The 26,098-nt window shown below is 66.8% G+C and carries 18 protein-coding genes and 1 pseudogene; 14 read left to right on the top strand and 5 right to left on the bottom strand.

Features of this window, described 5'->3' with window-relative positions:
• The first annotated feature begins 67 nt into the window (after positions 1-67).
• Positions 68-490, top strand: a complete 423-nt coding sequence (locus tag OO67_RS16605) for a secondary thiamine-phosphate synthase enzyme YjbQ (protein ID WP_033300945.1) — start codon at positions 68-70, stop codon at positions 488-490.
• Between the two features lie 462 nt (positions 491-952).
• On the opposite strand, the pseudogene OO67_RS39885 reads toward OO67_RS16605, so the two are convergent.
• The 3 genes and pseudogenes from OO67_RS39885 to OO67_RS40845 form a co-directional block, all read right to left on the bottom strand.
• Positions 953-1,231, bottom strand: a pseudogene (locus OO67_RS39885) (FUSC family protein); the annotation flags it as partial.
• A 909-nt stretch (positions 1,232-2,140) separates the two neighbouring features.
• Positions 2,141-3,970 (bottom strand): DUF6924 domain-containing protein, encoded by a 1,830-nt coding sequence (locus tag OO67_RS16600; RefSeq protein WP_244300241.1) that lies wholly within the window; start codon positions 3,968-3,970, stop codon positions 2,141-2,143.
• A gap of 99 nt (positions 3,971-4,069) precedes the next feature.
• Positions 4,070-4,627 (bottom strand): DDE-type integrase/transposase/recombinase, encoded by a 558-nt coding sequence (locus OO67_RS40845; RefSeq protein WP_157841699.1) that lies wholly within the window; start codon positions 4,625-4,627, stop codon positions 4,070-4,072.
• 286 nt (positions 4,628-4,913) lie between these two features.
• On the opposite strand from OO67_RS40845, the gene OO67_RS36790 reads away from it, so the two are divergent.
• Positions 4,914-5,276, top strand: coding sequence for a recombinase family protein (locus tag OO67_RS36790; RefSeq protein WP_244300240.1), 363 nt, complete (start codon positions 4,914-4,916; stop codon positions 5,274-5,276).
• 115 nt (positions 5,277-5,391) lie between these two features.
• Complete coding sequence (locus tag OO67_RS16585) at positions 5,392-5,811, top strand: SsgA family sporulation/cell division regulator (RefSeq protein WP_157841698.1); 420 nt, start codon at positions 5,392-5,394, stop codon at positions 5,809-5,811.
• A 557-nt stretch (positions 5,812-6,368) separates the two neighbouring features.
• Here OO67_RS16585 and OO67_RS16580 read toward each other — a convergent pair.
• A complete protein-coding gene (locus OO67_RS16580; RefSeq protein ID WP_033300941.1) occupies positions 6,369-7,511 on the bottom strand; it encodes a PucR family transcriptional regulator in 1,143 nt (380 codons plus the stop codon).
• Between the two features lie 132 nt (positions 7,512-7,643).
• Between OO67_RS16580 and OO67_RS16575 the strand changes: the two genes are divergently transcribed.
• The 4 genes from OO67_RS16575 to OO67_RS16565 all read left to right on the top strand — a co-directional run bounded on the left by OO67_RS16575 (position 7,644) and on the right by OO67_RS16565 (position 14,292).
• Positions 7,644-9,323 (top strand): alpha-keto acid decarboxylase family protein, encoded by a 1,680-nt coding sequence (locus tag OO67_RS16575; protein ID WP_033301303.1) that lies wholly within the window; start codon positions 7,644-7,646, stop codon positions 9,321-9,323.
• 94 nt (positions 9,324-9,417) lie between these two features.
• Complete coding sequence (locus OO67_RS16570; protein WP_063746154.1) at positions 9,418-10,548, top strand: helix-turn-helix domain-containing protein; 1,131 nt, start codon at positions 9,418-9,420, stop codon at positions 10,546-10,548.
• A complete protein-coding gene (locus tag OO67_RS36785) occupies positions 10,532-11,497 on the top strand; it encodes a DMT family transporter (RefSeq protein WP_106972762.1) in 966 nt (321 codons plus the stop codon). The genes OO67_RS16570 and OO67_RS36785 overlap by 17 nt, the downstream gene beginning before the upstream one ends.
• Before the next feature lie 476 nt (positions 11,498-11,973).
• On the top strand, positions 11,974-14,292 hold the full coding sequence (locus tag OO67_RS16565) for an ATP-binding protein (protein WP_244300239.1): 2,319 nt from the start codon (positions 11,974-11,976) through the stop codon (positions 14,290-14,292).
• 249 nt (positions 14,293-14,541) lie between these two features.
• Here OO67_RS16565 and OO67_RS16560 read toward each other — a convergent pair whose 3' ends face one another.
• Entirely contained in the window at positions 14,542-15,699 is a 1,158-nt protein-coding gene (locus OO67_RS16560) for an AraC-like ligand-binding domain-containing protein (protein ID WP_063746153.1), read from the bottom strand.
• Between the two features lie 783 nt (positions 15,700-16,482).
• Between OO67_RS16560 and OO67_RS16555 the strand changes: the two genes are divergently transcribed.
• The 7 genes from OO67_RS16555 (at position 16,483) to OO67_RS16530 (ending at position 25,737) form a co-directional block, all read left to right on the top strand.
• Positions 16,483-18,780: a tetratricopeptide repeat protein gene (locus OO67_RS16555; RefSeq protein WP_051709488.1), complete on the top strand. Its 2,298-nt coding sequence runs from the start codon at positions 16,483-16,485 to the stop codon at positions 18,778-18,780.
• A gap of 618 nt (positions 18,781-19,398) precedes the next feature.
• Positions 19,399-19,749: a UBP-type zinc finger domain-containing protein gene (locus tag OO67_RS36780; protein WP_078598011.1), complete on the top strand. Its 351-nt coding sequence runs from the start codon at positions 19,399-19,401 to the stop codon at positions 19,747-19,749.
• A 330-nt stretch (positions 19,750-20,079) separates the two neighbouring features.
• On the top strand, positions 20,080-20,511 hold the full coding sequence (locus OO67_RS16550; RefSeq protein WP_078598009.1) for an SsgA family sporulation/cell division regulator: 432 nt from the start codon (positions 20,080-20,082) through the stop codon (positions 20,509-20,511).
• 102 nt (positions 20,512-20,613) lie between these two features.
• Complete coding sequence (locus OO67_RS16545; protein WP_033300938.1) at positions 20,614-21,747, top strand: LLM class flavin-dependent oxidoreductase; 1,134 nt, start codon at positions 20,614-20,616, stop codon at positions 21,745-21,747.
• Positions 21,744-22,400, top strand: a complete 657-nt coding sequence (locus tag OO67_RS16540) for an FMN reductase (protein WP_051709486.1) — start codon at positions 21,744-21,746, stop codon at positions 22,398-22,400. The genes OO67_RS16545 and OO67_RS16540 overlap by 4 nt, the downstream gene beginning before the upstream one ends.
• 909 nt (positions 22,401-23,309) lie before the next feature.
• On the top strand, positions 23,310-24,281 hold the full coding sequence (locus OO67_RS16535; protein ID WP_033300937.1) for an alpha/beta hydrolase: 972 nt from the start codon (positions 23,310-23,312) through the stop codon (positions 24,279-24,281).
• A gap of 583 nt (positions 24,282-24,864) precedes the next feature.
• Positions 24,865-25,737: an alpha/beta fold hydrolase gene (locus OO67_RS16530; RefSeq protein WP_078598007.1), complete on the top strand. Its 873-nt coding sequence runs from the start codon at positions 24,865-24,867 to the stop codon at positions 25,735-25,737.
• Positions 25,738-26,098: the final 361 nt, after the last annotated feature.

Raw genomic sequence — 26,098 nt, 5'->3', positions numbered from 1 at the left:
AACCGTGTCCGACTCCTGGATCTTCCCGGGCGCGCGAGACCCTTCCCGCCGACGACAGAATGGGCCCATGTCCTCCTTCACCACGCATCTGCTGAGCGTCACCACCGGACGGACCGAGACGGTCACGGACCTGACAGCGGACTGTGAACAGTTCCTCACCCGCGCCGCCCGCGGCGGCGACGGCCTGCTCAACGTCTTCGTGCCCCACGCGACCGCCGGCATCGCGATCCTGGAGACCGGCGCCGGCAGCGACGACGACCTGCTCACCGCTCTGCAGACCCTGCTCCCCGCCGACGACCGCTGGCGACACCGTCATGGGAGCCCCGGCCACGGCCGCGACCACGTACTTCCGGCCCTCGTACCGCCACACGCCACCTTGCCGGTGATCGGGGGGCGGCTGGAGCTGGGGACGTGGCAGTCCGTCTGTCTGGTCGATACAAACACGAGTAACACCAACCGCAGCGTCCGTCTGAGCTTCCTCGGCCAGTGAGCTGCTCTGATGTGACTGTAGAGGGACACTCCGGCCGTACCAACTGGGTAGCCCCTGTGGGCGCCAGGTGAGCGTGTCACATCTGATAGCAGATTCTGCGTCTGCTGGTGGTACACCACTCGCGTGGATACTGACGAGCGGAAACGGTCGTGATTCGACCGCACTGCAGGCGGCTGGTCCGAGTATGGCCCGGATCCTGGGCAGAGGGCAGTGGGCCACTGGCCGACAGCCCGTGACGGTGGCGAGCCGGCACACAGGGGGGAGGGGGAGGGGCCGACAGGTCTCCCCAAAGGCGACCTCGGTCCAAAGGGTTACGAGAGAGGAAGTCATGAGGACTTGGACCGCGGAGCGGGTAACCCACCGACTGATCGCTGCGTCCTAAGCGTGAAGCTCCCTCATCTTGGCCATCTGTCGGACCAGGCGGACCTCGGAAGCGGGGCGCACGCCTGCTGTGGCAGGTGGTCATCCACCCCGGTGCACGGGTTCCGAACCATCGCCTTGAGCCTCCACCGCTTCCCGCACTCGCTGGTCCTCGCGCAGGGAGCCGACGTCGCGCTCCAAGGGGGTGCGGCTCACGGCTGTCGCAAGGCCTTCCAAGGCGTGCTTCTGCAGGGCTGCCTCTCTCCGTAGCGCTGGGCTCCGGCCACCAGCTCTTTCCCATGTCTGAAGGGCCTTCTCCACGCGTGCCCAGTCCGGGTCCCTGCGCTCGCGCCTAGCGGCTGCCGCCTGCTCCGTGTCCGAGAAGCCGTACCAGGACCGCTTTGCTGACCTGCAAAGCCATCTGGGGTCTCCTTAACTTCCACTTGCCCGGTTCGCGTACTCGCAACGTTTGAGCCACCGGCGCCGGCTCGGGAGCCGTTCGCACTGACGCTATTGCCGTGTCGGTCATGGCTGGCCCCCTCCCCTCCGGGACCCTTACCGAGATGTTGGATTGCACCCCAAGGAATTCCTGGACCCCTCAACCCTCCGGTGTCCTCCCACCTGCAAACGCAGCCCACGGGCGAAACATCTGATTCATGGACCAACTGCGATTTGTGGTGGAAATACGCTGCTCCAATGACCTCTCCGACTCAGAAAGGAAGACGCCCCGGCGTGACGCCGACGAACCGCCCGCGTGGGACGGCACGCTCACCACGTGCCGTCCCATGGCATGAATGGCCTGACTGACATGAGGAGGTCGGCCGACCGCGTGCCGCTGCTTCGTCGCGGGACTGAGGCGTCCGGATGACTGGAGGAAACTCAACGGGTCCGAATCGTAGGGAAGTTCCGTCCCCGGGCAGCCCTCTGGGATGTGAACGACGGCATCGCCGCTCTTCACAGCGGCGTTCTGGCATGGCGCCCCCACATGAGTAGGCTTCCTGATGGAATTCTCGACTCGGGCAACAGGCAGCCCGCCATCGGTCAAGCGCTCGACCGCCCCTGACAGGTGAAGTTTTCCGATCCGCACCCCCACGAAGCTGCGCACCGGTACGCTCACGCAGAACCGGTGCACCGGTTTGCCTCCGACAGGGTCAGGCCCGCGCCGGGCGCACGGGCCTCGCAGCCCCGGAAACGGCCCCGTGCGGATCGATGGCCCGCACCTCGGCAGCCTGACGGAGGATGTTCGACTCATCTGACGCGTTTCGGGCCGCCCCTTCGATCCTGCCGAGGTCAGAAGCCCCGGAAGACACCGTTGTCGGCGGCTTTCTCGAAGTCCTCCCAATCCATGTTGGCGAGGGAGATGTTGTTCTCGACCGACCACAGTGCTGTGGCTACGACTCGGAGTCGGCCGTGCCCCTGCCTTGCCTCACCCTCCTCACATTCGTCGTCCTCGTCGAAGAGCAGGAGGGCCACCAGCGGCATTTCCGGCGCCGTGAGGGCGGTCTTGTCGGCCACGATGAGAAGATCGGTGTCCAGCTCGCGTGCCGCCGAGAGGATCTGTTTGGTCGTCAGGTCGCGATAGGCGAGATCATCCACTGGGTGGACGTTCGCGAGGAAGCCGTCCTGGTTCGGTGTCATGACGGTCGTGAGCAGGGCTTGCCAAGCGGTCGGGTCGGCGAAGTCGGTGCGGATCAGCAGGGTCTCGTCCGTGTCCGGCAGGCTCTTCACGAGTCCTCCCTGTGCGTGCGGGTTCGGGGTGGCGGCGGGCTCGGCCACCGGCTCGCCGTCGCGCCAGACGACGGTGCCGTCGGCACGGCACAGGGCCACTCCGCCCTCCTCGACACGCAGTTCGTCGGCCGGTCCGCCCAGCGGTGGGCGTTCGTCGCCGAGAACGCGCAGCATGCCGTCCTCGTCGAGTCGCAGTCCGGGCTCGGCCGCTTCGCCGAGGTGCACGTACCAGAGCCAGGTCTGGTCGGCCCCGAACAGAACAAGGCGGCGTTCGTCCCAGTGTCCGAGCACGGTGCTTCCGTCGGGGGAGGTGAGGGAGTGCCGTCCGAGCGTCTGTCCCCGGCGCAGCACGGCACCCCTCGGGGCGTCGGCCGTGGGGCCGTGGCACGCCGTGTGTGTGCCTGTGGACCACACCGACCGGCCGTCCACATCCCGCAGTTCGGCACAGCCGTCATCACCGACCACGAGCCGGCGGGCCCCCGAACCGGACGGGCCGGAACTCCACACCGGGACACCATGGGTGTTGCGGACCAAGAGGACACCGTCCTCGGAGAGCTCGGCCCATCCTCCGTCCACCCACCCCGTGCCGGTCGACCACACGGCACGGCGCTCGGTGTGGCAGTACAGAGTCAGGTCCCCGTTGCCCTGGTGAGCCAGTGTGTGCGTACCGGCGGGAGACGACAGGGACTGGTTGCGCAGGCGCCCTCCCACCTCCAACGCGGGCCCACCGTACGCGTAGGGCTCTCCCGGGGGGACCGGTCCATGCGGGCGTTGGGTGCCCTCGTGCCACAGGACGGTCCCGGCGGAGTCGACCAGGCACAGCATCAGGCCTTTGGATTTCGAACCACCCGCCAGGTGCCGGCGCCAGGTGAGCACGGCGCCCTCCTGTTCGAACCAGTCGACCAGTGGACGGGTCAGCGCGTAGCTCATTCCCCCGCCCTTCCCGTACTCGCAGACCCGCAGCCATCCGTCCTGCTCGCGGGCCACTGTCCGCCGCATCTTCCCCTCCCTGACCAGATAGGCATCCCGGGTGATGGCAGCCGCGGGCGCCGCGTCTCCGAGCGGCACCGGGTGGGTAAGTCCGGTGCGTATGTTGCCCAGGCGGACGTGTGTGCGGTCCAGGAGTTCCAGCTCTCCGGCGTCTGTGAGGATGAGGTATTGCGCCCCGGGCGCGGCGAAACCGGAGCGCCAGACCGTGTCGTCGTCCTCCCCGCCCTCGACTACGACCTCGTACCCGTGTCCGAGCAACAGCTGTCCAGCCGCGCCCGCCCGCCAGACGACCTGACCGCTATCGGTGTCCGTGACTACGGCGATACCCTCCGAGTCGCACCGCAGCACGAATCTCTCCGAGGGGGACGTCAGCTGGACATCGGGGTAAAGACGTTCGAACATGGGCAGTTCACGCACAGGAACCCTCTTCTCCTACCGGGCGACTCCAGGTCATGGTGGCGTCGGTGAAGCGGATTCTGCCGGACGCTACTGACAACGGGCCTATGTGGCCCGTCGGCTCCCGCCCTCATACTGAGCTGCCCCGAGTTTCGTAGAGTCCGGTGGCCTTGGTGGACTGCGGGGTCTGCTCCTTGCTTCGCCAGAAGGATCCCTCGTACTCGGCGGGCGGAACGTAGTCGAGCGCGGAGTGAAGACATTCTTCGTTGTACCAGGTGATCCATTGGGGAGATCGCCCGTTCGACCTGGTCGACGTCGTTCCAGGGGCCCTGCATCTCCACGAGTTCGGCCTCGAAGGCCGTTCAGCGCCTCGGCCATCGCGTTGTCATACGAGTCCGCGACCGACCCGACGGAGGCGGAGGCGCCGATGTCTGCGAGCCGGTCGATATACCGAATTGACACGTATCGCGACCCGCGGTCGCTGTGATGGATGAGGCCGTAGTCCCTCTTGATCCTCGGCCTCCACAATGCCATCTCCAGTGCGTCCAGCAGCAGTTCCGTTCGCATGTGGTTCGCGACCTGCCAGCCGACGCTCATCCGCGAGTACACGTCCAGGACGAACGCCACATATGCCCAGCCGGACCAGGTGCGGACATATGTCATGCCCGCCATGCGAAGCCCTTCGACGGCTGATTCGTGGGGGCGTGACCAGATAACGTGACGGTTGCCTTAACGGAGGTTGGTGGACACGAACGTCGATAATCCGGGCCGTCAGGTGCGGCTGAGCTTCCTGGGCTGACCAAGATCGCTCCCAGGGGTCGTGCCGCCGATTCTCCGTACCATGCGTGCGCGAACGGAGAGAATCTTGCACGGTACGACCCCACATGCGATCGAACGTCCCTACGACGGATGCGGTAAATGCCTGCTCGGCGTGCGGCGCCTGTCGCGCGTGAAGTTGGCGACGTCGTCCCCTGAGCGTCAGCGGGAGGACGTCCTCACAGCCGCAGCGTCCGTTGGCGCGCACATCATCGGCTGGGCCGACGACTGGGAGGTCTCGGGCGCCACCGACCCCGTGTCCCGCCCGAAGCTGGGCCCCTGGCTCCGCGACGAGAAGGGCCCCTGTGACGGTCTCGTCGCGGCCGCCGTGGACCGGCTGGGCCGCAACGTCGTCGACTGCCCGAACACCGGATACAAGATGCGGGACGAGAAGAAGACGCTCGTCACGTACGGACACGACGGTCCGTGGGAACTGGACGACCCGGCCGACGAGAACTGCTTCAGCGCGGCGCATCGATCGAATGTAGGGGCATGAGCGACGGGTACCCGCATGGACATCGTTGCGTGCACTACACGTCAAGATGCATCGAACAAGTACTTCTAGGGTCATGGGCAGAAGACAAAGCCCGGTATCCCCCTTAGGAGGACTCGTGAGCAATCGAGTCGACACAGTCGTCAGCACGCTGTCAGCACACGTCAACGTCCCTACAGGCATGCCCGTTCCGTTGGCCGCTGGTCTGCATTACGTGGTCACGGACCCCTTCGCAGTGCGCCTCACTCTCGGCGCCCCTTTGAGTACCCCGATCCACTGGGTGTTCGCGCGCGATCTGCTTGCCGCCGGTCTGTGGCAGCCCACGGGAACCGGAGATGTCCTGGTGAGGGCCGACGATCTCTCGCACACTGTACGCATCACCTTGAGAAACGGCGGGGGAGCCGCAGTCATCGAGGCGCCCCTCTCGGAAGTTGCTGACTTTCTTGACCAGACGTTCGCACTGGTTTCGTGGGGGACGGAGAGCCTGTACATGAATGTCGATCGAGCCATTGCCGAACTCACTGAACAGATCGGATGAGGGCTGATGAAAACCGTCGCACGACTCGGTATCTCACAGTAATAGCGAGACATCTCCATTCGTGTGCAGTGAGGTAATAGACTGATCCTTCGCCGTGGGCCGGACTACATCGGCATCGGAGCCCTGACTGTGACGGCTACCGCGAGGAGAGTCTCCTACCCAGGACGCATGCTATGCAGCGCCTTGTCCAGGCCGGGAAGTTCGAAGCAGCGCAGCGCGAGCCAGCCTGGCCCGCCTGTCATGCCACTCGCCTGCCGTGCATGCGCGCTCGGCCTCCTGCCCGCACCCACCCTTCTGCAACAACCTTCAGCCGCGGTGCTGCCCTCGCCCAGGGCGAGCTGCGAGCTGCCCCGACGCCTCGAAGCCGTAACACCGCGCGCGCCCGTGGTAGTTCGGCAGCCAGCCCACCCTTTTGCGAATACCGCATACCGCGGTGACCTGTAGTAACGGTCAGACGCCACCCACTACGGCAGCACGAGTTCAACCACAGTACTGATCGTTTCGCCAGGGGCTGGGAGGCGTCGGAAAGCAGGCATCGGACGGCAAGGTGGAGCGCTTCAGCTGCTCGTGTGCGTCATCGGAAGATCGAGCGCGACCATGCCGACGCTCAGCCCTGCCCAGGTACGTGCGTCCCGGCCCGTCAATTCCTGCCATCTCTCCAGTCGGTAGCGGACCGTGTTGGGGTGGATGTGCAGAGCCCGGCCGGTACTCGTGAGCGAGAAGCCGTGTTCGGCGAAGGCGCGCACCGTCTCGGCGATGTCGGGGTGAGCCTGGGCCGTGCGGCGGCACGGGTCGAGCAGAGCAGTGAGCCGGTCGGCCCGTGGCCGGACGGTCGCGATCAGCCAGTCCCGCTCGAAGGTGGCAACCTCGCCCGTGCCGCCGGCCGGGAGTACCTCAAGAGCGTCGACGATGCTTATGGACGCCCCCGCCAACCCTTCCCGGGCCAGGCCCACGCCGACAGCGGCGCGGGAACCGTGACTACGCATCGCCTCGACGAACGCCGTGGCTGGGATGGACTGCAGGACCGCGATCAGCAGGTCGTCGCGAACGGCGCACATGAGGGTGCCTCGGTGTGAGCGCACTTGGTCCCGCAGGGCCGTCGTGTCCTCGTCGCGCCAGGCGTCCGCCGGCGAGCAGACGGCCTGGAAGTCACCGGTCGGATCAAAACCGAAGGCCTCCGCCATCCGTGTGTGCTCCGCCGTCACCGGTCCGCCCGCCGTCAGCGTGCCCAGGAAACGGTGTGCGAGGGCGTCCTCGGCGCGGACGGTCTCTCCGTAGGCGTCGGCGGCCGCGCTGCTTGCCTGCTCGATCCACATCCACACCGTGCCGACAACACTCGCGAGATCCGACCGCATCGCCTGGTCCTCGGGGCCCACCCTGCTCAGCAGCGTGTTCCACATTTCGCGGTAGCCGACGTGGTAAGCGCCGATGATCGACTCGATGGCTAGCCCTTGCCGGGCGCGCCGTCGGCCGAGTTCGCGCGCCCGCTCGCTCTCTTCGGCCGATGGTGGACGCCGGGTGATCAGACCGGTGAGCAGTCCCTCGTACTGCAGGGTCACCGCGTGCTCGTGTTCCGTGCGGTCCACCGCCTGATAGCCGGGGACCTCGCGGCGGATGCGGTCGACGATAGCCGGGACCACGTCCCCGAGATCGCCCGCCACCGTCTGACACAGTTCCACGATCGCCGGCTGGACAGCCATGGGTGACCCGCCTTCCGCTACCTCATGTCGGGACCAGGCTAACGCTCGCCCTGTGGATTCCACAGTTTCGGCGCTGCGGTTTCTCCGATACACCCGTGGAGTCGGCAGCCGTTCGTGACGATGCTGGTGAGCATGAGCGTGAACGAACCGCCCCCGACCGTCACAGTTGCGGAGTACCTCTTGCAACGTCTCGCCGCACTCGGCGTGCGTCATCTGTTCGGTGTTCCCGGGGACTACAATCTTGCCCTTCTGGACACTGTTCTGGCCTTTCCGAACATCGAGTGGGTCGGCACGGCGAACGAGCTCGGCGCCTCATATGCCGCGGACGGATACGCCCGGGTGCGAGGGTTCGGAGCTCTGCTCACGACCTTCGGTGTGGGGGAACTCAGCGCCGCCAACGGCGTCGCCGGCAGTTATGCCGAACGAGTGTCCCTCGTGCATCTCACAGTCGGTCCGTCCAGCAGCACAGAGCGGGCGGGTGCCGTCGTGCACCACACGGCCGGCGACGGGGACTACGATCGCTTCGCCCGCGCCCATGCGCCATTGGTCTGCGCGGCCGCCGTGCTCCGGCCGGAGACGGCGCCGGCCGAGATCGACAGGGTGCTGGCCACTGCGCTGCACATGAGCCGTCCCGGGTATCTCCGTCTTCCTTCGGACGTTGCCACCGCACAGGTCCCAGCACCTCTTGGTCCGCTGCGTGTGGAGACCACGGTGGACGAGACGAGCCGAGCTTCCTTCCGAGACTCTGCCCGCGCGCGCATCGCCGAGGCTCGGCACATCACCGTCCTCGCCGACTTTCTCGCCGACCGCCACCACGCCCGGGCCCCGCTCGCCCGTCTGATCGCTGTAGGACGGCTGCCCTGGTCCACCCTGTCAATGGGTAAGTCGTTGCTGGGCGAGGAGACCCCCGGGTTCACCGGCGTCTACTCCGGTGCGCTCGTAGAACCGGCGGCGCGCCAGGCCGTGGACGAGGCCGATCTGCTGATCCAGGTGGGTGTCCTGCTCGCGGACACCACGACCGGCGGCTTCACCCACGGCTTCGACCCCGAAGCGGGAATCGACATCGGCCCGTACGAAGCGCGGGTGGAGGGCAAGGTCTTCGAGGGACTGCCGATGGAAGCCGCCCTCGATGTGCTCACGGAGCTCATCGGGCAACGACCCGGCGGGGCGAGCCCGGACAGCCGACCCGCCGCATCATCCACAGCCGTGGACGGGACGGAGCCACTGACTCAGGAACACCTGTGGGACGCGCTCGCCACCTGGGTCACACCGGACACGACCGTGCTCGCCGAACAAGGCACCTCGTTCTTCGGCATGTGCACACGCCGCCTGCCGAGCGGTGCGAAGTTCATCGCACAGCCCCTGTGGGGATCCATCGGCTACACCCTGCCGGCGCTTCTCGGCGCCCAGCTCGCCGACCCTGCGCGGCGCGGACTGCTACTTATCGGCGACGGCTCCGCACAGATGACGATCCAGGAACTCGGCACCATAGCCCGCCAGGGGCTGACTCCGGTGATCGTCCTTGTCAACAACGACGGATACACCGTCGAACGAGCCATCCACGGCCCCCGCGCTCCCTACAACGACATTGCCACCTGGGACTGGTCGGCCGTCCCCGCCGCGCTCGGTGCACCGGACGCGCTCGTGCTGCAAGCGGCTACCCCCGCCGGCCTTGCCCACGCCCTGGAGCGAGCCGAAGAGGCGACCGACCGGCTCGTCTTCCTCGAAGTCCGCACCGGTATGGACGACGTACCCGAACTGCTGCACCGGCTCTCGGAGAGCGTGCGCACACGGAACGGAGGAGAAGCGTGACCATCCCGTACAACAACGCCCTCCTGCTTCCCTGTTCTCCGTACGGAGCCCGACGGCAGGAAAAGAGATCGGGGTGTGGAGCCGGATGAGTACGATGACGACCACATCCACGGTCGCCGACGGGCACCGAACCGCCCACCGGCGCCAGCTGGTGAACCACTCGCTGGTTCCCGCGGCCGCCCTACCGCACGCGGACGGTCCCTTCACCGGGCAGATCATCACCGCACACGTAGGTGCCCTGCGGGTGGTCACCGTCGAGGCCGACGCACAACGCGTAAAGCGGACAGCGTCACACATAGCACAGTCGCCGGAGCCACTGGTGGCACTGAGCGTTCAGACGACGGGCCGGACGGAGCTGATCCAGGACGGCCGGCTGGCCACTGTGAACGAGGGCGACCTCTTCGTCCACCAAACATCACGCCCGTACGTCCTCGATCACCCGGAGCGCTATTCCACCCGCACGGTATACATCCCTCGCGACATGCTTGCCCTCTCGGAGACGGAGCTCAGTAGCGTCAGCGGCCGTGCGATCGCGACGAACCAAGGGTGCGCCGCAATCCTGAAACCCCTTCTCACCACGGTGGTCTCCTCCGCTCACCTCTACTCGCCCCCTGCGGCCAGCGGGCTGGCCAACGGCCTCATCGATCTCTTCTCCACCCTGGTAACCGAGCAGATCGAGGAATCAGCGGCGGGCACAGGGCCCACCCGGAACCATCTCGTGCAGCGCGTACGTGAGTACATCGACGTACACCTGGCCGATCCCGCCCTGTCACCGGAGTCCGTGGCGCGCGCCCATCACATCTCGGTGCGCTACCTCCACCGACTCTTCGAGACCGAGGGCATCACCATCGGTCGACTGATCCGGCAACGTCGGCTCGAGGAGTGTGCGCGTGACCTGGTCAACCAGAGCCGCACGGCACCCACCGTTTCGGCCATCGCCCAGCGCTGGGGCTTCATCAATCCGACCCACTTCAGCAGGGTGTTCCGGAACGCGTACGGCCTCTCCCCCGCCAAATGGCGCACGACGCGCTTGGAGGTCGGGCGTGCGACCTACGCGGGCAGGACGGTGCACGTGGTTCCCGAGCAGGTGATACCTGGACGGCCAGACACGACAACGACTCGCTCACTGGGCGAACCTCCTGGAAACGTCGTTCGTTCGGGCCTTACGGGCTTCGAAGTGCGCCCCTGCACCACTGGTGACAATGAAAATGAAGAGCACGAGTAGCGAGAACCGCCTGGGTAACACCCCAGGCAGCACATCCCGACGCGTCCGCGGAGGCGCCGTCGCCTGTCTGCTAGGAGCAACGCTTTTCTGGGCCGGCAATTACGTCGTCGGCTCCATCGCGGTCGCGAGCCTCGACCCCCTCAGCCTCACCATTTTGCGTTGGGTGACTGCACTCGTCCCGCTTGCCGCCATCGCTCAGGTGCTCGAAAAACCTCATTGGCGGCAGGTCCTCAGTTCCTGGCCGTGGCTGATCTCACTCGGCGTATCAGGTCTGGCGGGATACAACTTGTTGCTGTACGCCGCCCTGTCGTACACCGACGCTTTCAACGCCTCGCTCATCAACGCGTTCAATCCCGCGCTCATCACTCTGGCTGCCGCCGGATTCTTGCGTGAACGCCTGACCCCGGCAGCGACAGCCGGTGTCCTGATCGCGCTTGTCGGTGTCCTCGTTGTCCTCAGCGGCGGAGATCTGACCGCTTTGCTGGACACCGGATTCGGAACGGGCGAGCTCCTCATGATCGGGGCGATCGGGGCCTGGACCGCGTACACGATCATCGGCCGGCTTGCACCACGTTTGCCACCGATAACTTCCACCGTTGTACAAGCAGCAGTGGCCGTCACCATACTTGCACCCTTCAGTGTTGCCACTGGCGGTCCAAATCTCCCGAAGAGTGCGGATGCCGTCGCCTCCTTGCTTTTTATCGCGGTCTTCCCGTCGGTACTCTCTTACCTGCTATGGAACCGCGCACTGCAACTGATGCCCGCCAACGGTGCGGGTGTATTCCTCAATCTCATCACCGTATTCACCGCGATATTCACCGTTCTCGCAGGCCGTCACTTTGACGCTGCTCAGATGATCGGCGGCGCGGTCGTCATAGGCGGTGTCGTGATGACCAATACCCGAGCTCTACGTCGCAAGCCCAGCCCACCAGGCTCCGAGGGCGGTTGATGAGGGTTCGCCGGGGCCTGCGGCGAGGACGTCCCAGAAGCCCTCGATCGACGGGACGGCGTTCAGCAGAAGGCATGGGCCGAGGGCATCGCCAAGCTCCTGCCGTTCAGTGCCACGGCGAACGGACACCGTGGCGGTCAACGATTGAGTGGTGCTCGGAACAGAGCCGCGGCCGACGGGCGAGGGGCCGGCGTGATCCCCTTTGACAGCCTGACGTGCGACCCGCCCACGGAGCAGTCGTCCAGGCCCGGTCGGCCGGCTCGGCCGGTAGAGCTGCGTGGAGGCGAGGCCGGACGCCGCCCGGCTCGCACGCCGTTCGCGCCTGTGACTCCTGCCGCACGGATGACCTGTGCATGCGTGCTCACCCTACGTCACCGCAGCAGGAACGCAATTTCGACCATGGGTACTGATGGGCAAGAATGTGTCGGCGAAGGGCAGCATTTGCGAGCCAGGGAACGGGTGGACTCACCCAAGTAATGAATGACGGCGACATGAAAATGAACCGGGAGGAACTGGCGTTCGGTGTGTTGTTGCGGCACCTCCGGCTGAATGCAGACATGACCGTGAAAGACCTGGCCGAAGCTTCGGGGGTGAGCGTCCGAGGAATCGGCGATCTCGAGCGAGGACGGCGTGCGGAACCGCAACGGCGGACAGTGGCAGCGCTCGCCTCCGGCCTACGTCTGGACGAGCGCCGATGCGATGAACTCCTCGCGGCTGCGCGGAGAGGGTCCCCCGGAAGCCGTGATTCCGTCGCTGTACGCACCTTTCCCCGCGGCATCGACGACTTCGTAGGCCGTGAGGAGGAGTTGGCTTCGCTCATCACGCTGCTGTCGGAGCGGACGGATAGCGCCGGGACGAACCTTGAGAGGCACCGGCCGGTGTTGGTGACTGTGTCGGGTCCGCCTGGCACAGGAAAGACCACGCTCGCTCTCCATGCGGCGCAGGAGTCGGCGAACAGCTTCCCGGACGGCAGGATGGTTCTTGATCTGCGCGGTATGGACGACACGCCGGCCTCGACGGCCGAGCTCATGCTGAGCATCTGCAAGGCCTTCGGCGTGGCGGACCAAGAGCTCGCGACCGCAGGCCCCGAAGGGCACTCTGCCTTGTACCGGGATTTCCTCTCCAACAAGCGCTGCCTGCTGGTCCTGGACAATGCCCGGGATGAGGCCCAGGTGCGAGAACTACTTCCGGCGCACGGTCGAGCGGTGGTGATGGTGACCAGCCGGCGCATGCTCACCGGGCTTCACGGTGCGCGCCGGCTCGTGCTGGGGGAGCTGGCTCCCTGTGAGGCCGTCGCGTTCCTCACCGCCATGATCGGGACGCGCCGCGCGTCCGCCGAGTCTTCCGCACTCGAGGACCTGGCTCGGCAGTGCGGGTATCTTCCGCTCGCCCTGCGCGTGGCAGGAAGTTGGCTGGCGACCCGCACCAGCTGGACCGTGCGTAGGCTGGCCGAGAGGCTGGCTGTCGTGGAACGCCGTCTGGACGCTCTGGTCGCCGGCGACATGCGTGTGTCGTCCGCGTTCGACCTGTCCTATCATCAGCTCACGCCTGACGCCGCCCGCCTCTTCAGACGCCTTGCTCTGGTGCCCGGTCCTGACGCGGGTCCGGCCTGCGCTGCGAGGCTGATCGGGCAGGATCTCCCCTCTGCGGAAGCCGCACTGGGGGAGCTGATCGAAACGGGCCTGCTCGGTACTCATGGAAACCGCTTCAAGCTGCACGACCTGCTCCGCCTGTACGCGCACGTCCGTCTGGAGGCCGACGAGGAACCCGGAGAGGTAGAGAAGGTTCGGGACGATCTGTATCGCTGGTTGCTGGAAACCACCGTGGTCGCCGGCCGCTGGTTCGAACCGGATCACGGTGGGCCTCCTTCAGACCTCCGGGGGCTGGTGGATCTGTCATCCGCTGACAAGGCTCGTGACTGGCTGCAGACACAAGGAGTGAACTGGCTGACTGCTCTGCGTGCCGCGGCGGAGGCGGGCGACCATGCGCTCGTCGTGGATGTGGCTGAGTCCCTCCACTGGTTCTCCGACCAGTGGATCTTCTGGGGGCACTGGCCCGAGGTGTTCGGTACGGCCGCGCGCAGTGCCAAGACACTCGGTGACGCGGTCATGGAAGCGACTCAGCTCAACTATTGCGCCTGGGCCGTTCTCATCTGCGAGAGCCGTCCCGCTGCGAGTCTGCCTCTGTCCGCCCGAGCGCTGTCGATCGCGCTGAAGGCCGGTGACGCCGCCCAGCAGGCATGGGCGCACTATTACCGCGCATGGGCCTGTCGAAACCTGAATCAACCGGGTGAAGCAGCTCGCCACTGCGACCACGCGGCGGACCTGTTCGCATCCACGGGCGACCTCCACGGCAGCCTTCAGGCTCACCACGCCCGATCCGTGAATCTGTTGGAGGACGGGGATGCCGAGGCCGCCCTTGCCTCGTACCAGCGCACCCATGCTTTCCTGGATGAGGCCGGCGCCCTGGTAGAGCCCCACATCGCCACGACGACGCGCATCGGCATTCTTTCCGGGACGGGCAGGAGCCTTGCTCTGCTGGGGCGGTGGGACGAGGCCGTCAGAAGCGTGCAGGACGCGGTGCGCGTCAGCCATGACCTGGGCAATGCCTCGGTGATGAGCGTCCACCTGGTCCACCTGGGCCGAATGCTCGCTGATGCGGGCCGGGTCACGGAAGCGCGGGAGGCCTTCCTGACCTGCATCGAGCTCGGATCCGACGCCGACCCCCGCCGCGTCGAGGAGTCACACGCGCAGGTTGCCCAGCTCGACTCCGCAGGGAACGCTTCGGTTCTGTGAGTGCAGAGAGGTGTGCCGACGTTGCACTCGAAAGCGACGCAGAGCCCGACCGCGTGAGGTCTTCGCGAACTTGGTCGACGGAGCCGGTCGCCGGGCAGTCGCCCCAACCCAGAAGGCCGAGGAAGGGCTGCTCGGGACACACCCTGTCAACCGTTCATTTCGACGAACGTATCCGCGCTCCTTTCCCTCACGGGCCCACGCCTCCTCACCTCCGACGAGTTCTGTCCGGAAGCTCGGGAACCGGAGTCGTCATCTCACCGGTGATCCCCTGTCTCCGAGCAGCGGCCTCGGCGGACAATCACCCGGTGCACCAAGACGTCGGGTGGGCCCGTCGGCACGGCCTCCCCGCGCCAGCGGCACACGAACCTTCACGGCCCCGGTTGTGTCCGGCGTCCCGAGGACTTGAGGCGGGGACATCGCCACGGTACGAGCAGTCCGGGGCCCTGAGTCTCCGGCCGACAGACGCATGGAGCGCCATTCGCGGGGCGGAAGGCCGTACGCGCCACGGAAGACCCGGCTGAAGTGGGTGGGATTGACGAATCCCCACCGCTGCGCAATGGACGAGACAGTGGGCGCGGTCCGGCCGCTGCGAGCCAGTTCACGCGCGCACTCCTCCAGCCTGCGCCGCTGGATGAGCCGGCTCACGGTGATGCCTTCGCCCTCGAAAACCCGGTGCAGGTAGCGCACCGAGATGTGGTGTGCCTTCGCGACGGATTCCGGTGACAGGGCGGGATCCCCCAGGTTCTCGTCGATGTGGGCGCGGACGCGTCGCACGAACTGATTCCGCGCGTTCCAGACCTCTGTTTCCGCGCCTTCGGTGGATTCGGCGACCAGGGCAGCGAAAATATCGGTGAAGCCGTTCGCCAGACCGCTCGCGGCACCTGGGGAGAATACGTGCGCCGAGGCGACGACCGTGGCGAGCAGCGGCTTCAATACCGCGGCACACCCCTGGGCGGTGCTGAACACAGTGCCGGTGGCGCTTCGAAGTTCCTCGTCCGAGAGACCCAGCATGTGGCGAGGGATGTGAACGACGCTGGTGGAGAAGCGCTCGGGGAAGTCCAAGAAATAGGGACGCGTCGTGTCCCAGACGAAGAGGTCATCAGGGTTCGCGATGACCTGTAGTCCGTCCTGGGTAAGTACCGTCGTGCCCGATGTCTGCAGTGCTATGGCCACGAGGGGCTCCGGTGAGCGTGTGATGTGGGCCGCCGTCCGACTTACGCGGTACGCGTCGGCGGCGACAGCCGAGACCCGCAGGGCCCCCACGCGGTGAGTGACGATGCTCCCCTCGAAGGGGCGGCCGCCGCGCACGACGATGTTCACAGGCACCAGCGCGTGTTCCACGGCCTGGCGCCAAAAGGCGAGTCTGTGTTCCTGGGGCACCGAAGTGGTCGTCAGCACCGGACTCATCCGGCTCTCCTCTCATCCGTGCAATACCGGCGGGGCCCTCGGATACCCGTGGTCGCACGGGCTGGCGGATGCTCGACGCCTCGAAGAGGGGACGGCCGTGCCCGGGCACGTGCGGATGTCCCGTCGAGGGAAGAACCCCTGCGACGGGCCCGGACGGCGGCACTGCGGCCCGGTTCCCCGCTGTGACCAGCCAAGCAGCTCGGCGTACGGCACTCCAGGCAGAAGACAGGCAGAATGTGGCGCAGAGGGCGGCGACCGGCAGGACCAGCTCAGAGCGGCAAGCCCCGATCCTTCGGCGCGCCCGTGGGCTGACAGCGCCTGCCGATCGAGGACGATCGGCAGGCGTACGGGGAAGAACGTCAGGACGAGCCGACCACCGTGCGCGAAGGAGTGCAGGGGGCCGAGACATGCCCGGTTCACGCAGTGTGCTGGTTCACGGCTGTCCCGTACACCACCTCGACGTGAAGGAATGGTGTGCTTGTGCCACCCCGACGCGTCACGGGCGCCCGGGGCGGTTCTGAGAAGGAGCGGTCGTTCCGCATATGCGGCCGACGGCCGGAGCCACAGTCGCCAGGCTGTGCACGAAGATGTCGCCTACACGGGGGGCCAAGAGTCAACCATCGGGATGCCGGGCAACCGCCGACTGCGCCGGCGTTCGCGCTGTCCCCACCCACCCGGCGAAGAGCGCCCGACACCGCCTCCCAAAGACGGTCTGTCTGGCTGTGACCAGCAGACTCGTGCGCACTAGACTTCTGATGACCGTGCTCGGGAATCCACGGGAGCATGGTGAACGAGGAGTCCGGAGTGACCGATGATCACGGAGCGTTCGGAGTTGCGCTGCGCAGGCTGCGGGTTGCCGCTTCGCTGACGCTGGAAGGTCTGGCCGAGGCCTCCGGAGTAAGCGTTCGGGGCATCGGAGATCTCGAGCGTGGGCGGCGTGCTGCGCCGCAGCGGCGGACAGTCGCGGCGCTCGCGCACGGGCTGGGGTTGGGCGAAGATGACCGCGAGCGGTTGCTGGCGGCTGCCAGAGCCGGGCGAGGCACACGTTACTGTCTCGCCGGCGTACGGACCGCCCCTGGCGGAGTCGTCGACTTCGTAGGCCGGACCCGGGAGCTGGCGTCGCTCACCGAACACGCCGAGAGGGCCGCGGCCCGTCGCGGCACCGAGGGGTACGCGGGACAGGTGGCTGTGGCGATCTCCGGGCCACCCGGCACGGGGAAGACCACCCTGGCGCTGCAAGCGGCGCGTGAGCTGTCGGATCATTTCCCGGATGGGCACTTGGTGGTCGACTTGCGCGGCACGGACGCCGATCCGCCAGGGCCGGCCGAGCTGATGCTCACGGTGCTCAAGGCTCTCCATGTGGCAGACCGCGATCTGGCGAAGTCGGGGCTGCCGGGCCACCCCGGGTTGTACCGGCAGCTTTTGACCGAACGGCGCTGCCTGCTGGTGCTGGACAATGCACGCGACGAGGGCCAGGTCCGCCCGCTGCTGCCGAGCGCCGGTGCGGGAATGGTGATGGTGACCAGCCGCCGCATGCTCACGGGCCTGGAAAGTGTCTACCGGCTCCCCTTGGGCGAGCTGACACCAGCAGAGGCCGAAGTCTTCCTGACCGGGTTGATCGGACCGGAACGGTCGGCGGCGGACCCCGTGTCGCTCGCGGAGGTGGCCAGCCTGTGCGGACACCTGCCGTTGGCCCTGCGGGTGGCAGGCAACTGGCTGGCCATCCGCACGGGCTGGTCGGTGCGCAAACTCGCCGACAGCCTGTCTCAGGAGGACCGGAGGCTCGACCTCCTGTCCGCCGGCGAAACCGGAGTCCCGGCTGCCTTTGACCTCTCCTATCGCCAGCTCACCCCGACGGCCGCCCAAATGTTCCGCAGACTCGCGCTCGTCGCGGGCCCGGACGCGGGGGTGGCCTGTGCCGCCCAGCTAACCGGACAGGAGCTGTTCGACACCGAGGACACACTGGAAGAACTGGTTGAGGCGGGGCTGTTGGGATCAAGCGGAGAACGCTATCGGCTGCACGATCTGCTGCGGCTGTTCGCACGTACCCGCCTCGTGGCGGACGAGAGCGCCGAGGCAGCCGACCGGGCAGCGGCGGCCCTGGACGACTGGCTGCTGGATACGACGATAGTTGCTGGCCGCTGGTTCGAACCCGACCACGGAGCTCTCCCGGTGGGCTGGCGAGGGGCTGTGGATCTCTCGTCGGCCGATCTCGCCAGCCAGTGGCTGAAGATTGAGGGTGCCAACTGGCTCGCTGCGCTGCGCAGGGCCGCCGAGGCGGGTGAGCACGCCACCGTGGTCGAAGTGGCAGAGGCGCTGCACTGGTTCTCCGACCAGTGGATCTCGTGGGTGCACTGGCCGGAGATCTTCCGCACTGCCGCCGAGTGTGCGAACGCGCTGGGAGATTCCCTCCTCGAAGCGACCCAGCTCAACTACTACGCTTGGGCGCTTCTCGTGTGCGAGGGGCGCTTCCACGACAGCATCGCCCGTGCCGACCAGGCCCTCGCCGCCGCTCGCCGTGCACGCGACCCCCTGCAGGAGGCTTGGGCGTACCAGTATCGCGCCTGGGCCTTCCGTAAGCTCGGTAACCACGCGATGTCCGGCAAGGATGTCGTCAGGGCCGCCGAACTCTTCGAAGCCGCAGGGGATGTGCACGGAAGTCTTCAGTGCATGCAAAACCATGCCCTGAGTGTGATGGCACAGGGGCGACCCCAGGAGGCCTTGACGTCCTACCGGCGCACCCAGGCCTTCCTGGAGAAGGCAGCTGAGCGCATCGAGCCGCACGTCGCCGACATCACCCGCCTCGAGTTGCACTGCAACATGGGTTTGGCGTACGCCGAGTTGCAGCAGTGGGACGAGTCGCTCACTCATATGCGAACGGCAGTCCGCATATGTTGCGACACGGGCAATACGTCGCTGGAGAGCCGTAGGCTGATCGACCTGGGTACCGTGTTGCTCGATGCCGGCCGACCTTCGGAGGCCGTCGCCGTATACTCCCGCGTGCTGTCGTTGGGTCCGGACGCCGACCCGCGAACCGTCTCGGAGGCACGCGAACGGCTCGACGAACTCCGCGGCCCCTGAACGGTCGCTCGCCGATCACGCCGCCCATGCCGGTCAGAGACCGAAGGATGCGGGGCGGGTCGTGACGTTTTCCACAGTAGATGACTTCCGCATCCGGTTCTGTTCCTCCCGTGCACCGTGACGGTTCTCCCTGCGCACGCAGCGGTTCGAGTGGATCAGCAGACGATCTGTGTGGCGTGTAGGTGGGGTTGCTGACTTCTTCCGCGCTCTGGCGGGTCTGGTTTGCCGACCCTGTGCACGTGGGGGCGTGGTGGGGCCGGGTCTTCTCACGTCTGCGTGGCCGGCCAGGTCTGTGGCGGGAGGGAACTGCCGCGACGAAAGGCCTGCCGATTGTCCGTCGGGCGACCCCGCTCCATACGTTGGTGCACACCAGCACCCACCCGCGCCGCATTGGCAGCCACCCTCGGCTTCATCGTGTTCACCCCCCAGTTCTCTGACCTGCTCGACGGCGCGTAGGTGTCGACCCTCTGCGGACACCATGCGCTGACGGTCACGAGCAGGTGCACTACCGGAGAACCTCTGCCCCCCAGCGCACTTACGTTCCCCTTGAGGGGGTCGTCAGCTCGGAGAGCGGCTCTCTGCCACTGCAGCCCCTGCACCGACAACTTAGGGAGCCCGATGAGCACATCAAACGGAATCAACCCGGATGCCCCGCCCAGTGGTGCAGGCTGCGTCGAGTGCGAGGCCACGGGCAGTTGGTGGTTCCATCTGCGGCGATGCGCCGACTGCGGGCACATCGGGTGTTGCGACGACTCCGTCGGCAGACACGCCACCGCACACGCCCGGACGAGCGGTCACTCGGTCATCCAGAGTTTCGAACCCGGCGAGAGCTGGTTCTGGGACTACGACACCTCCACCCTCTACGAGTCGGGTCCGAAGCTGGCCCCGCCGCGTAGCCACCCCGCCGACCAGACCGTCCCTGGACCGTCAGGACAGGTCCCGGAGGACTGGGCCGACCGTCTGGGCTGATACTTCTCCGCTCCGCCGGAACGCACTGGGCCGGGATCAGCACAGTGCATTCAGTTCCCGCAGGCAGACCTCCGAATCGACTGCATGACCTGGCTCGACGAGACCGAAGCCCCTCGACGCTCAGGGAGACGCCGAGCGGGCTGTCTGTTCGGATCCCGCTCACCCCTCCAGTCCGACGGGGTCAAGCGACCTGGTGGGGTCTCGGGGCTCGCAGCTCCTACAGGAAGTCCCCCCTGGGCAAATCATCGTGCGTTCCACGACAAGTCCCCCCGACCGAGGGCCGCAGAGTGAAGGGAAACATCACACGTCTGCAGTCACTCGGGGGGTCCCATGGAGAAGCGTTTCGGTACTATCACGTGCGTAGTAACGGCACACGTAAGTGCCCTGAACGGCACGTCGTTTCCGTTGCCGGTGAAGTTGCAGTACGGAGTCACCGACCCCTACGCCGTCAGGCTCTCTCTCGGCCCGTCGACCAGGCCGGCCGTCAGCTGGGTTTTCGCCCGTGAGCTGCTCGCCGATGGGCCGAGACGCCCGACGGGCCCCGGTGATGTGCTGGTCCTTCCCAGATGCGGCCACCGCTCTCATTCCACACGGATCGCGCTGATGAACACACACGGCACGGCCACGATCGAGATGCCCTCTACGGCCGTTGCCGCGTTTCTTCGCAGAACGTTCAGCCTGGTGCCCCTTGGCACTGAAGGACAGTATCTGGACCTCGACGGCGCCATCACTGCGCTTATGGGGCGAAGCCACCACTCCTGATCCGGCTGGGCCCGGACAGAAGGTCGTCTGCAACTCTGCTTCACCGGCCTGGTCGATCGCAAAAAATGCCCGTGCACATAGCCTTCATAGGAGAAAACACCTGTGCCTGAGAAACACGTAGCGCCCAGCACCCAGTTCGGCATCTTCACCGTCGGAGACGTCACGCCCGACCCGACCACGGGCCGTACGCCGACCGAGCGGGAGCGCATCAACGCCATGGTCACCATCGCGATCAAGGCAGAGGAGGTCGGCCTGGATGTCTTCGCGACCGGCGAGCACCACAACCCGCCCTTCGTGCCGTCGTCGCCGGCCACGCTGCTCGGCTACGTCGCTGCACGCACGGAGCGGCTGATCCTGTCCACCTCCACCACCCTGATCACCACGAACGATCCCGTGAAGATCGCCGAGGACTTCGCGCTGCTCCAGCACCTGGCGAACGGCCGGGTGGACCTGATGATGGGGCGCGGCAACACCGGCCCGGTTTACCCGTGGTTCGGCAAGGACATCCGGGAGGGCATCAGCATCGCCGTGGAGAACTACGCCCTACTGCACCGCCTGTGGCGCGAAAACGTCGTGAGTTGGGAAGGGAAGTTCCGCACGCCGCTCCAGGGCTTCACCTCCACGCCCCGGCCACTGGACGGCATCCCGCCCTTCGTCTGGCACGGCTCCATCCGCTCGCCGGAGATCGCCGAACAGGCGGCGTACTACGGCGACGGCTTCTTCCACAACAACATCTTCTGGCCCGCCGACCACACCAAGCGCATGATCGAGCTGTACCGGAACCGCTACGCCCACTACGGCCACGGCACCCCCGAACAGGCAATCGTGGGCCTCGGCGGCCAGGTGTTCATGCGGAGGAACTCGCAGGACGCGGTGCGCGAGTTCCGGCCGTACTTCGACGTCGCCCCCGTCTACGGGCACGGGTCGTCGCTGGAGGACTTCACCGAACAGACGCCGCTGACGGTGGGATCGCCGCAGCAGGTGATCGAGAAGACGCTCGCCTTCCGCGAGTACGCCGGTGACTACCAACGCCAGCTGTTCCTGATGGACCACGCGGGGCTGCCGCTGAAGACGGTTCTGGAGCAGCTCGACCTGCTCGGCGAGGAAGTCGTGCCGGTGCTGCGCGAGGAGTTCGCCAAGAACCGCCCGGCGAACGTGCCGGACGCGCCCACCCACGCCTCTCTGCTGGCCCTGGCAGAAGCTGAGTACACCAGGGAAGAAGTGACAACGGGATGAAGCTCGTCGTCGTCTCGGGCGGACTGAGCGTCCCGTCCTCCACTCGTCTCCTTTGCAACCGACTCGCCGCAGTGGCCGCTCCTTCAGCCACGGCTCCAGATCCCCAGCCAGCTGATGTCAAGGTCATCGAGTTGCGCGACTTCGCCGTGGAGATCGCACACACCTTCACCAACGGGTTTCCTGAGAAAACGTTGGCAGACGCTTTTAGTGCGGTCACCGAGGCTGACGGTCTGATCGTGGTCACGCCGGTGTTCTCGGCGTCGTACAGCGGGCTGTTCAAATCGTTCTTCGACGCGCTGAGCGTCACCGACGAGAATGCTCTCGCCGGGAAGCCAATGCTGATCGGCGCGACGGGCGGGACGGCCCGGCACTCGCTGGTCCTGGACCACGCCCTGCGTCCGCTCTTCTCCTACCTCAAGGCCGTCGTCGTGCCGACCGGCGTCTACGCGGCCTCGGAGGACTGGGGCGCCGAGGGCTTGAACGCCAGGGTCGCACGGGCCGCCGGTGAACTGGCGTCCTTGATGGGCAGACCCGCCACGCTTTCGAAGCCCTCCAGGCAGAGCCTCGAGCCGGTGCCGTTCGATCAGCTGCTCACCGAGCTGGGCCAGGCCCCCAGCCATCCTGAAGGGCACCGTGGAAGGAGAGATCGATGAGGACCAGGACGAAGCCGCTTCTGCACGCCCGCCGGTGTGCGCGTCCCAACGCTGGCAGCCGGCCTCGGAGGCTCATTGCTGAAGGCACCTCGGCGGTCAGCCCCGATTGGCAGGCATGGGTGATGTCCGAGCAGTTGCCGTACCTGGGCGGGTTGCGGAAGAGCACGCGGCCGTCCTCGTCCGCCCGGACCGGCGACCCCGCGTCTCCACACCGGCGATGTTGCCGGCCTGCTCGCCGGCGCGGAGAAGGCCGACGAACTCGGCCAGGTCCGAGACCGCGCTCGGGGGCCGCCGGTGCGGCGGCATGCGGCAAGGAGCGGTCGCGCCTCGTCGACAGTGCGGGTGAGGGTAGAGCGCGTATGCCGGGCAGGCAGTGCAGTCGTGTCCTGCCCGGCGAACACGCCGTTGGGTGTGGTGGAACACTCGATGGTCAGCGAGCGGAAGCACACAGCGCGACGCGGGAGACACGATGCGCCGGTGGTGTCAGCTGCCACGTCTCAAGTTCTACTGAGGCGGCTCGGGCTCCTGGCCGCCGGAGTTGTCCACCGGTCCTGCAGCCGTGTCGAAGGCATGCGTGACCTCCGGTGCGGTGCCCGCTACGAGAAGTGCTCGGGCGTGCTCCTCGAAGCGGCGGTCGTCGGCCGTGAGCCGGCTGTGGTGCTGCGGCTGCTACAGCGCCGAGGCCAGGCCGGAAAGGCTGCTCCGATTTCTGTTCAACGCATCGGCAGTTGTCCAGCAGCGCACTGTGCGCCGCGCTGTGCGCCGAAGGACCAGAGTTGGTGCGCCAGCGCGCAATGAACGGCGGTTTCGCGGTCGTAGCGTGGCCATGAACGGTCCGGCTGAGCTCCGGACAAAGTGAAGGCCGCACGGTCGGAAACACCGACATGCACGTAATTCTCAGGAGTCCACATGTCTCAGACCTTCGAGCCGGTCCAGCCGGTTCTGGAACCGGCCGCCGCGGCGTTCGCCGAGGCAACCGCCAACCCTCCGTATCTGTTCGACCTGGCGCCTGCAGAGGGCCGCAAGGCCGTCGACGAGGTGCAGTCCGGTGACATCACAAAGCCGGAAGTCGACGAGGAGTGGATCACCGTGCCGGGAGGGGCCACGGGCAGTGTCCGTGCCCGAATCGTCAAGCCCGCCGGGGCTGAGGGCACTCTGCCCGTCATCCTCTACATTCACGGCGCCGGCTGGGTCTTCGGTAACGCCCACACCCACGACCGACTGGTGCGCGAACTCGCCGTTGGTGCAGAGGCCGCAGTGGTCTTCCCCGAGTACGACCTCTCTCCCGAAGCTCGCTACCCCGTTGCTATCGAGCAGAACTATGTGGTGGCTCAGTGGATTGTCGGTGAAGGCGCCAAGAAGGGCCTCGACGCCAGTCGCCTCGCTGTCGCAGGTGACTCGGTGGGCGGCAACATGGTGGCCGCCCTGACCCTGATGGCCAAGGAACGGGAAGACGTCCCACTGGTCCAGCAGGTGCTGTTCTACCCCGTCACCGACGCGAATTTCGACACCGCTTCGTACCACCAGTTCGCGACCGGTTACTTCCTGCGCCGCGACGGCATGCAGTGGTTCTGGGATCAGTACACGACCGACGAGGCCGAGCGCGCCCAGATCACCGCCTCCCCGCTGCGCGCCACCACCGAGCAGCTCACCGGGCTGCCGCCGGCGCTGGTCATCACCGGGGAAGCCGACGTCCTGCGCGACGAGGGCGAGGCCTACGCCAACAAGCTCCGCGAAGCCGGCGTCCCGGTGACCGCCGTACGGATCCAGGGCATCATTCACGATTTCGTGATGCTCAACACCCTGCGGGAGACCCACGCGGCTCAGATGGCCATCACCCTCGCCATCACCACACTGCGTACCTCTCTGCGGGCCGGCTGACCGGGACGCTTCGCCCGTTGTTGTCGGCCGATTGCAAGGATCGCGGCTTCGCCCCCACGGGGCAGCCGGGTGACGGATCGACGACCGGTCTGTGGCGCGCGTCCGCAGCATGTTCTCGGCGCGTCGCCCCATAGGAACAGAGGGGCGCGGGGGCCACTTGCCTCCCCTCCAGGCTGTGGCTGACTACCCGCGTCGGGCAGGCTGGAATTGTCAGCCACGTCCCGGGAGAGCCCGAGCCCCTCTGACGGTGCTTGACGGCAGCTGCGGTTGAACCAGGCGCTCGGCCCCGGTGGTCCTGCCGCTCAGCATTCGACAGACGCCCCCGGTTTTGTAGGAAGCCCGAACCGGTGCCCCTCGAGGCAATTCTCTCCAGCTCGGACCGCGCAGAGCGCACGCGCCTACCACGGGGTGCACATGCCACGTCCGGTGACAGCTGGTCCGCCAGGGGCGGCGCACGGCAGCACCGTCGCCTCGAGGGCCCCACACCCCAACATGCCTGACATCCGCTCACCGATCCGATGGCGGATGCCGTATGCCGCGGGCATCCCCTCGTACTCCCCGCCTTTTACAGGAGACAAAGATTATGCACGTTCGTTCTCGACGCACCCTCGTGGCCGCGCTCACGGTTGTCTCGGCCGGGTCGTTGGCGCTCGCCGCCCCCACCACCGCCGCCCCGAATGCCTCGACGGCGGTCAGCGCAACCAGTGCCACTACCGTCGCCAAACCGACCATCGTGCTGGTGCACGGCGCCTGGGCCGACGCCTCCAGCTGGAACCCGGTCATCTCCCGCCTCCAGCATGCCGGCTACACCGTCTACGCGCCGCCGAACCCGCTGCGCGGCGTTGCCTCCGACGCGGAGACCATTGCCGACTTCGTGTCCACCATCCCCGGCCCGGTCGTCCTGGTCGGCCACTCCTACGGCGGCATGGTCATCACCAACGCTGCCACGTCGCTGCCCAACGTCAAGGCACTGGTGTACGACGACGCCTACATCCCGGATCAGGGCGAGACCGTCTTTCAGATCAACTCCGCCCAGCCTGGCTCCTGTGTCAGTGTCGACCCCTCTCTGTTCCTCAACCTCGTGCCCTACCCCGGAGCAGCCTCCGGGGATGCCGATGCCTACCTCAAGACGGCCTCGGGACCCTCCTACAAGGGATTCGGCAAGTGCTTCGCGAACGGAGTGCCCCGCGCCCAGGCAAGCCTGCTCGCGGCCGGTCAGCGCCCGTTCGCGGTGAGTGCCGGCTCTGAACCCTCTGGTGCTCCGGCATGGAAGACCCTGCCCTCCTGGGCTGTCGTCGGCACCCAGGACAACGTCATTCCCCCCGCGGAACAGCTCGTCATGGCCAAGCGGGCCGGCTCGCATATTGTCAAGGTGCGGGCCGGCCACCTCTCCCTGATCACCCACCCGGGCACGGTCACGAACACGGTCATCGCTGCCGCCCGGGCCACCGGCTGATCAGCATCTCCTCTCAGCAAATCCGGTCGATGGACCTGGGCGCCACTCCGTGCGAAGGCCGTGGTCCCGGTGGCCGCCGCTGGGCCGCGGACCGTGCGCGTCACCGAGTGAGCAGCGTGACAGGTCCCTTACCGGGCGAGCTGTCGGATCGGAGCTCTGACCTGGGCGAGGACCTCCGTGTACAGCGGTTTCAGGACCGCACTCGCACGGAGGTCTTCGCGCGCCCTGGCGGTGCCCCGCCGCAACCCCTGCGGTGCCTCGGACAGTTCCTCCTGCCCGTCACGGCATCGCCGACGCGCGCCAAGGAGCCACCTGTGACCGTCCTGGACTCGCTGAGCGCCCGTGACGCGCGGGGCTGGCC

It is taken from the genome of Streptomyces atroolivaceus (genome assembly GCF_000717025.1).
GTDB lineage: Bacteria > Actinomycetota > Actinomycetes > Streptomycetales > Streptomycetaceae > Streptomyces > Streptomyces atroolivaceus.
The sequence above is the reverse complement of the archived record's forward strand: the minus strand, read 5'-3'. Positions and strand labels throughout refer to the sequence as shown.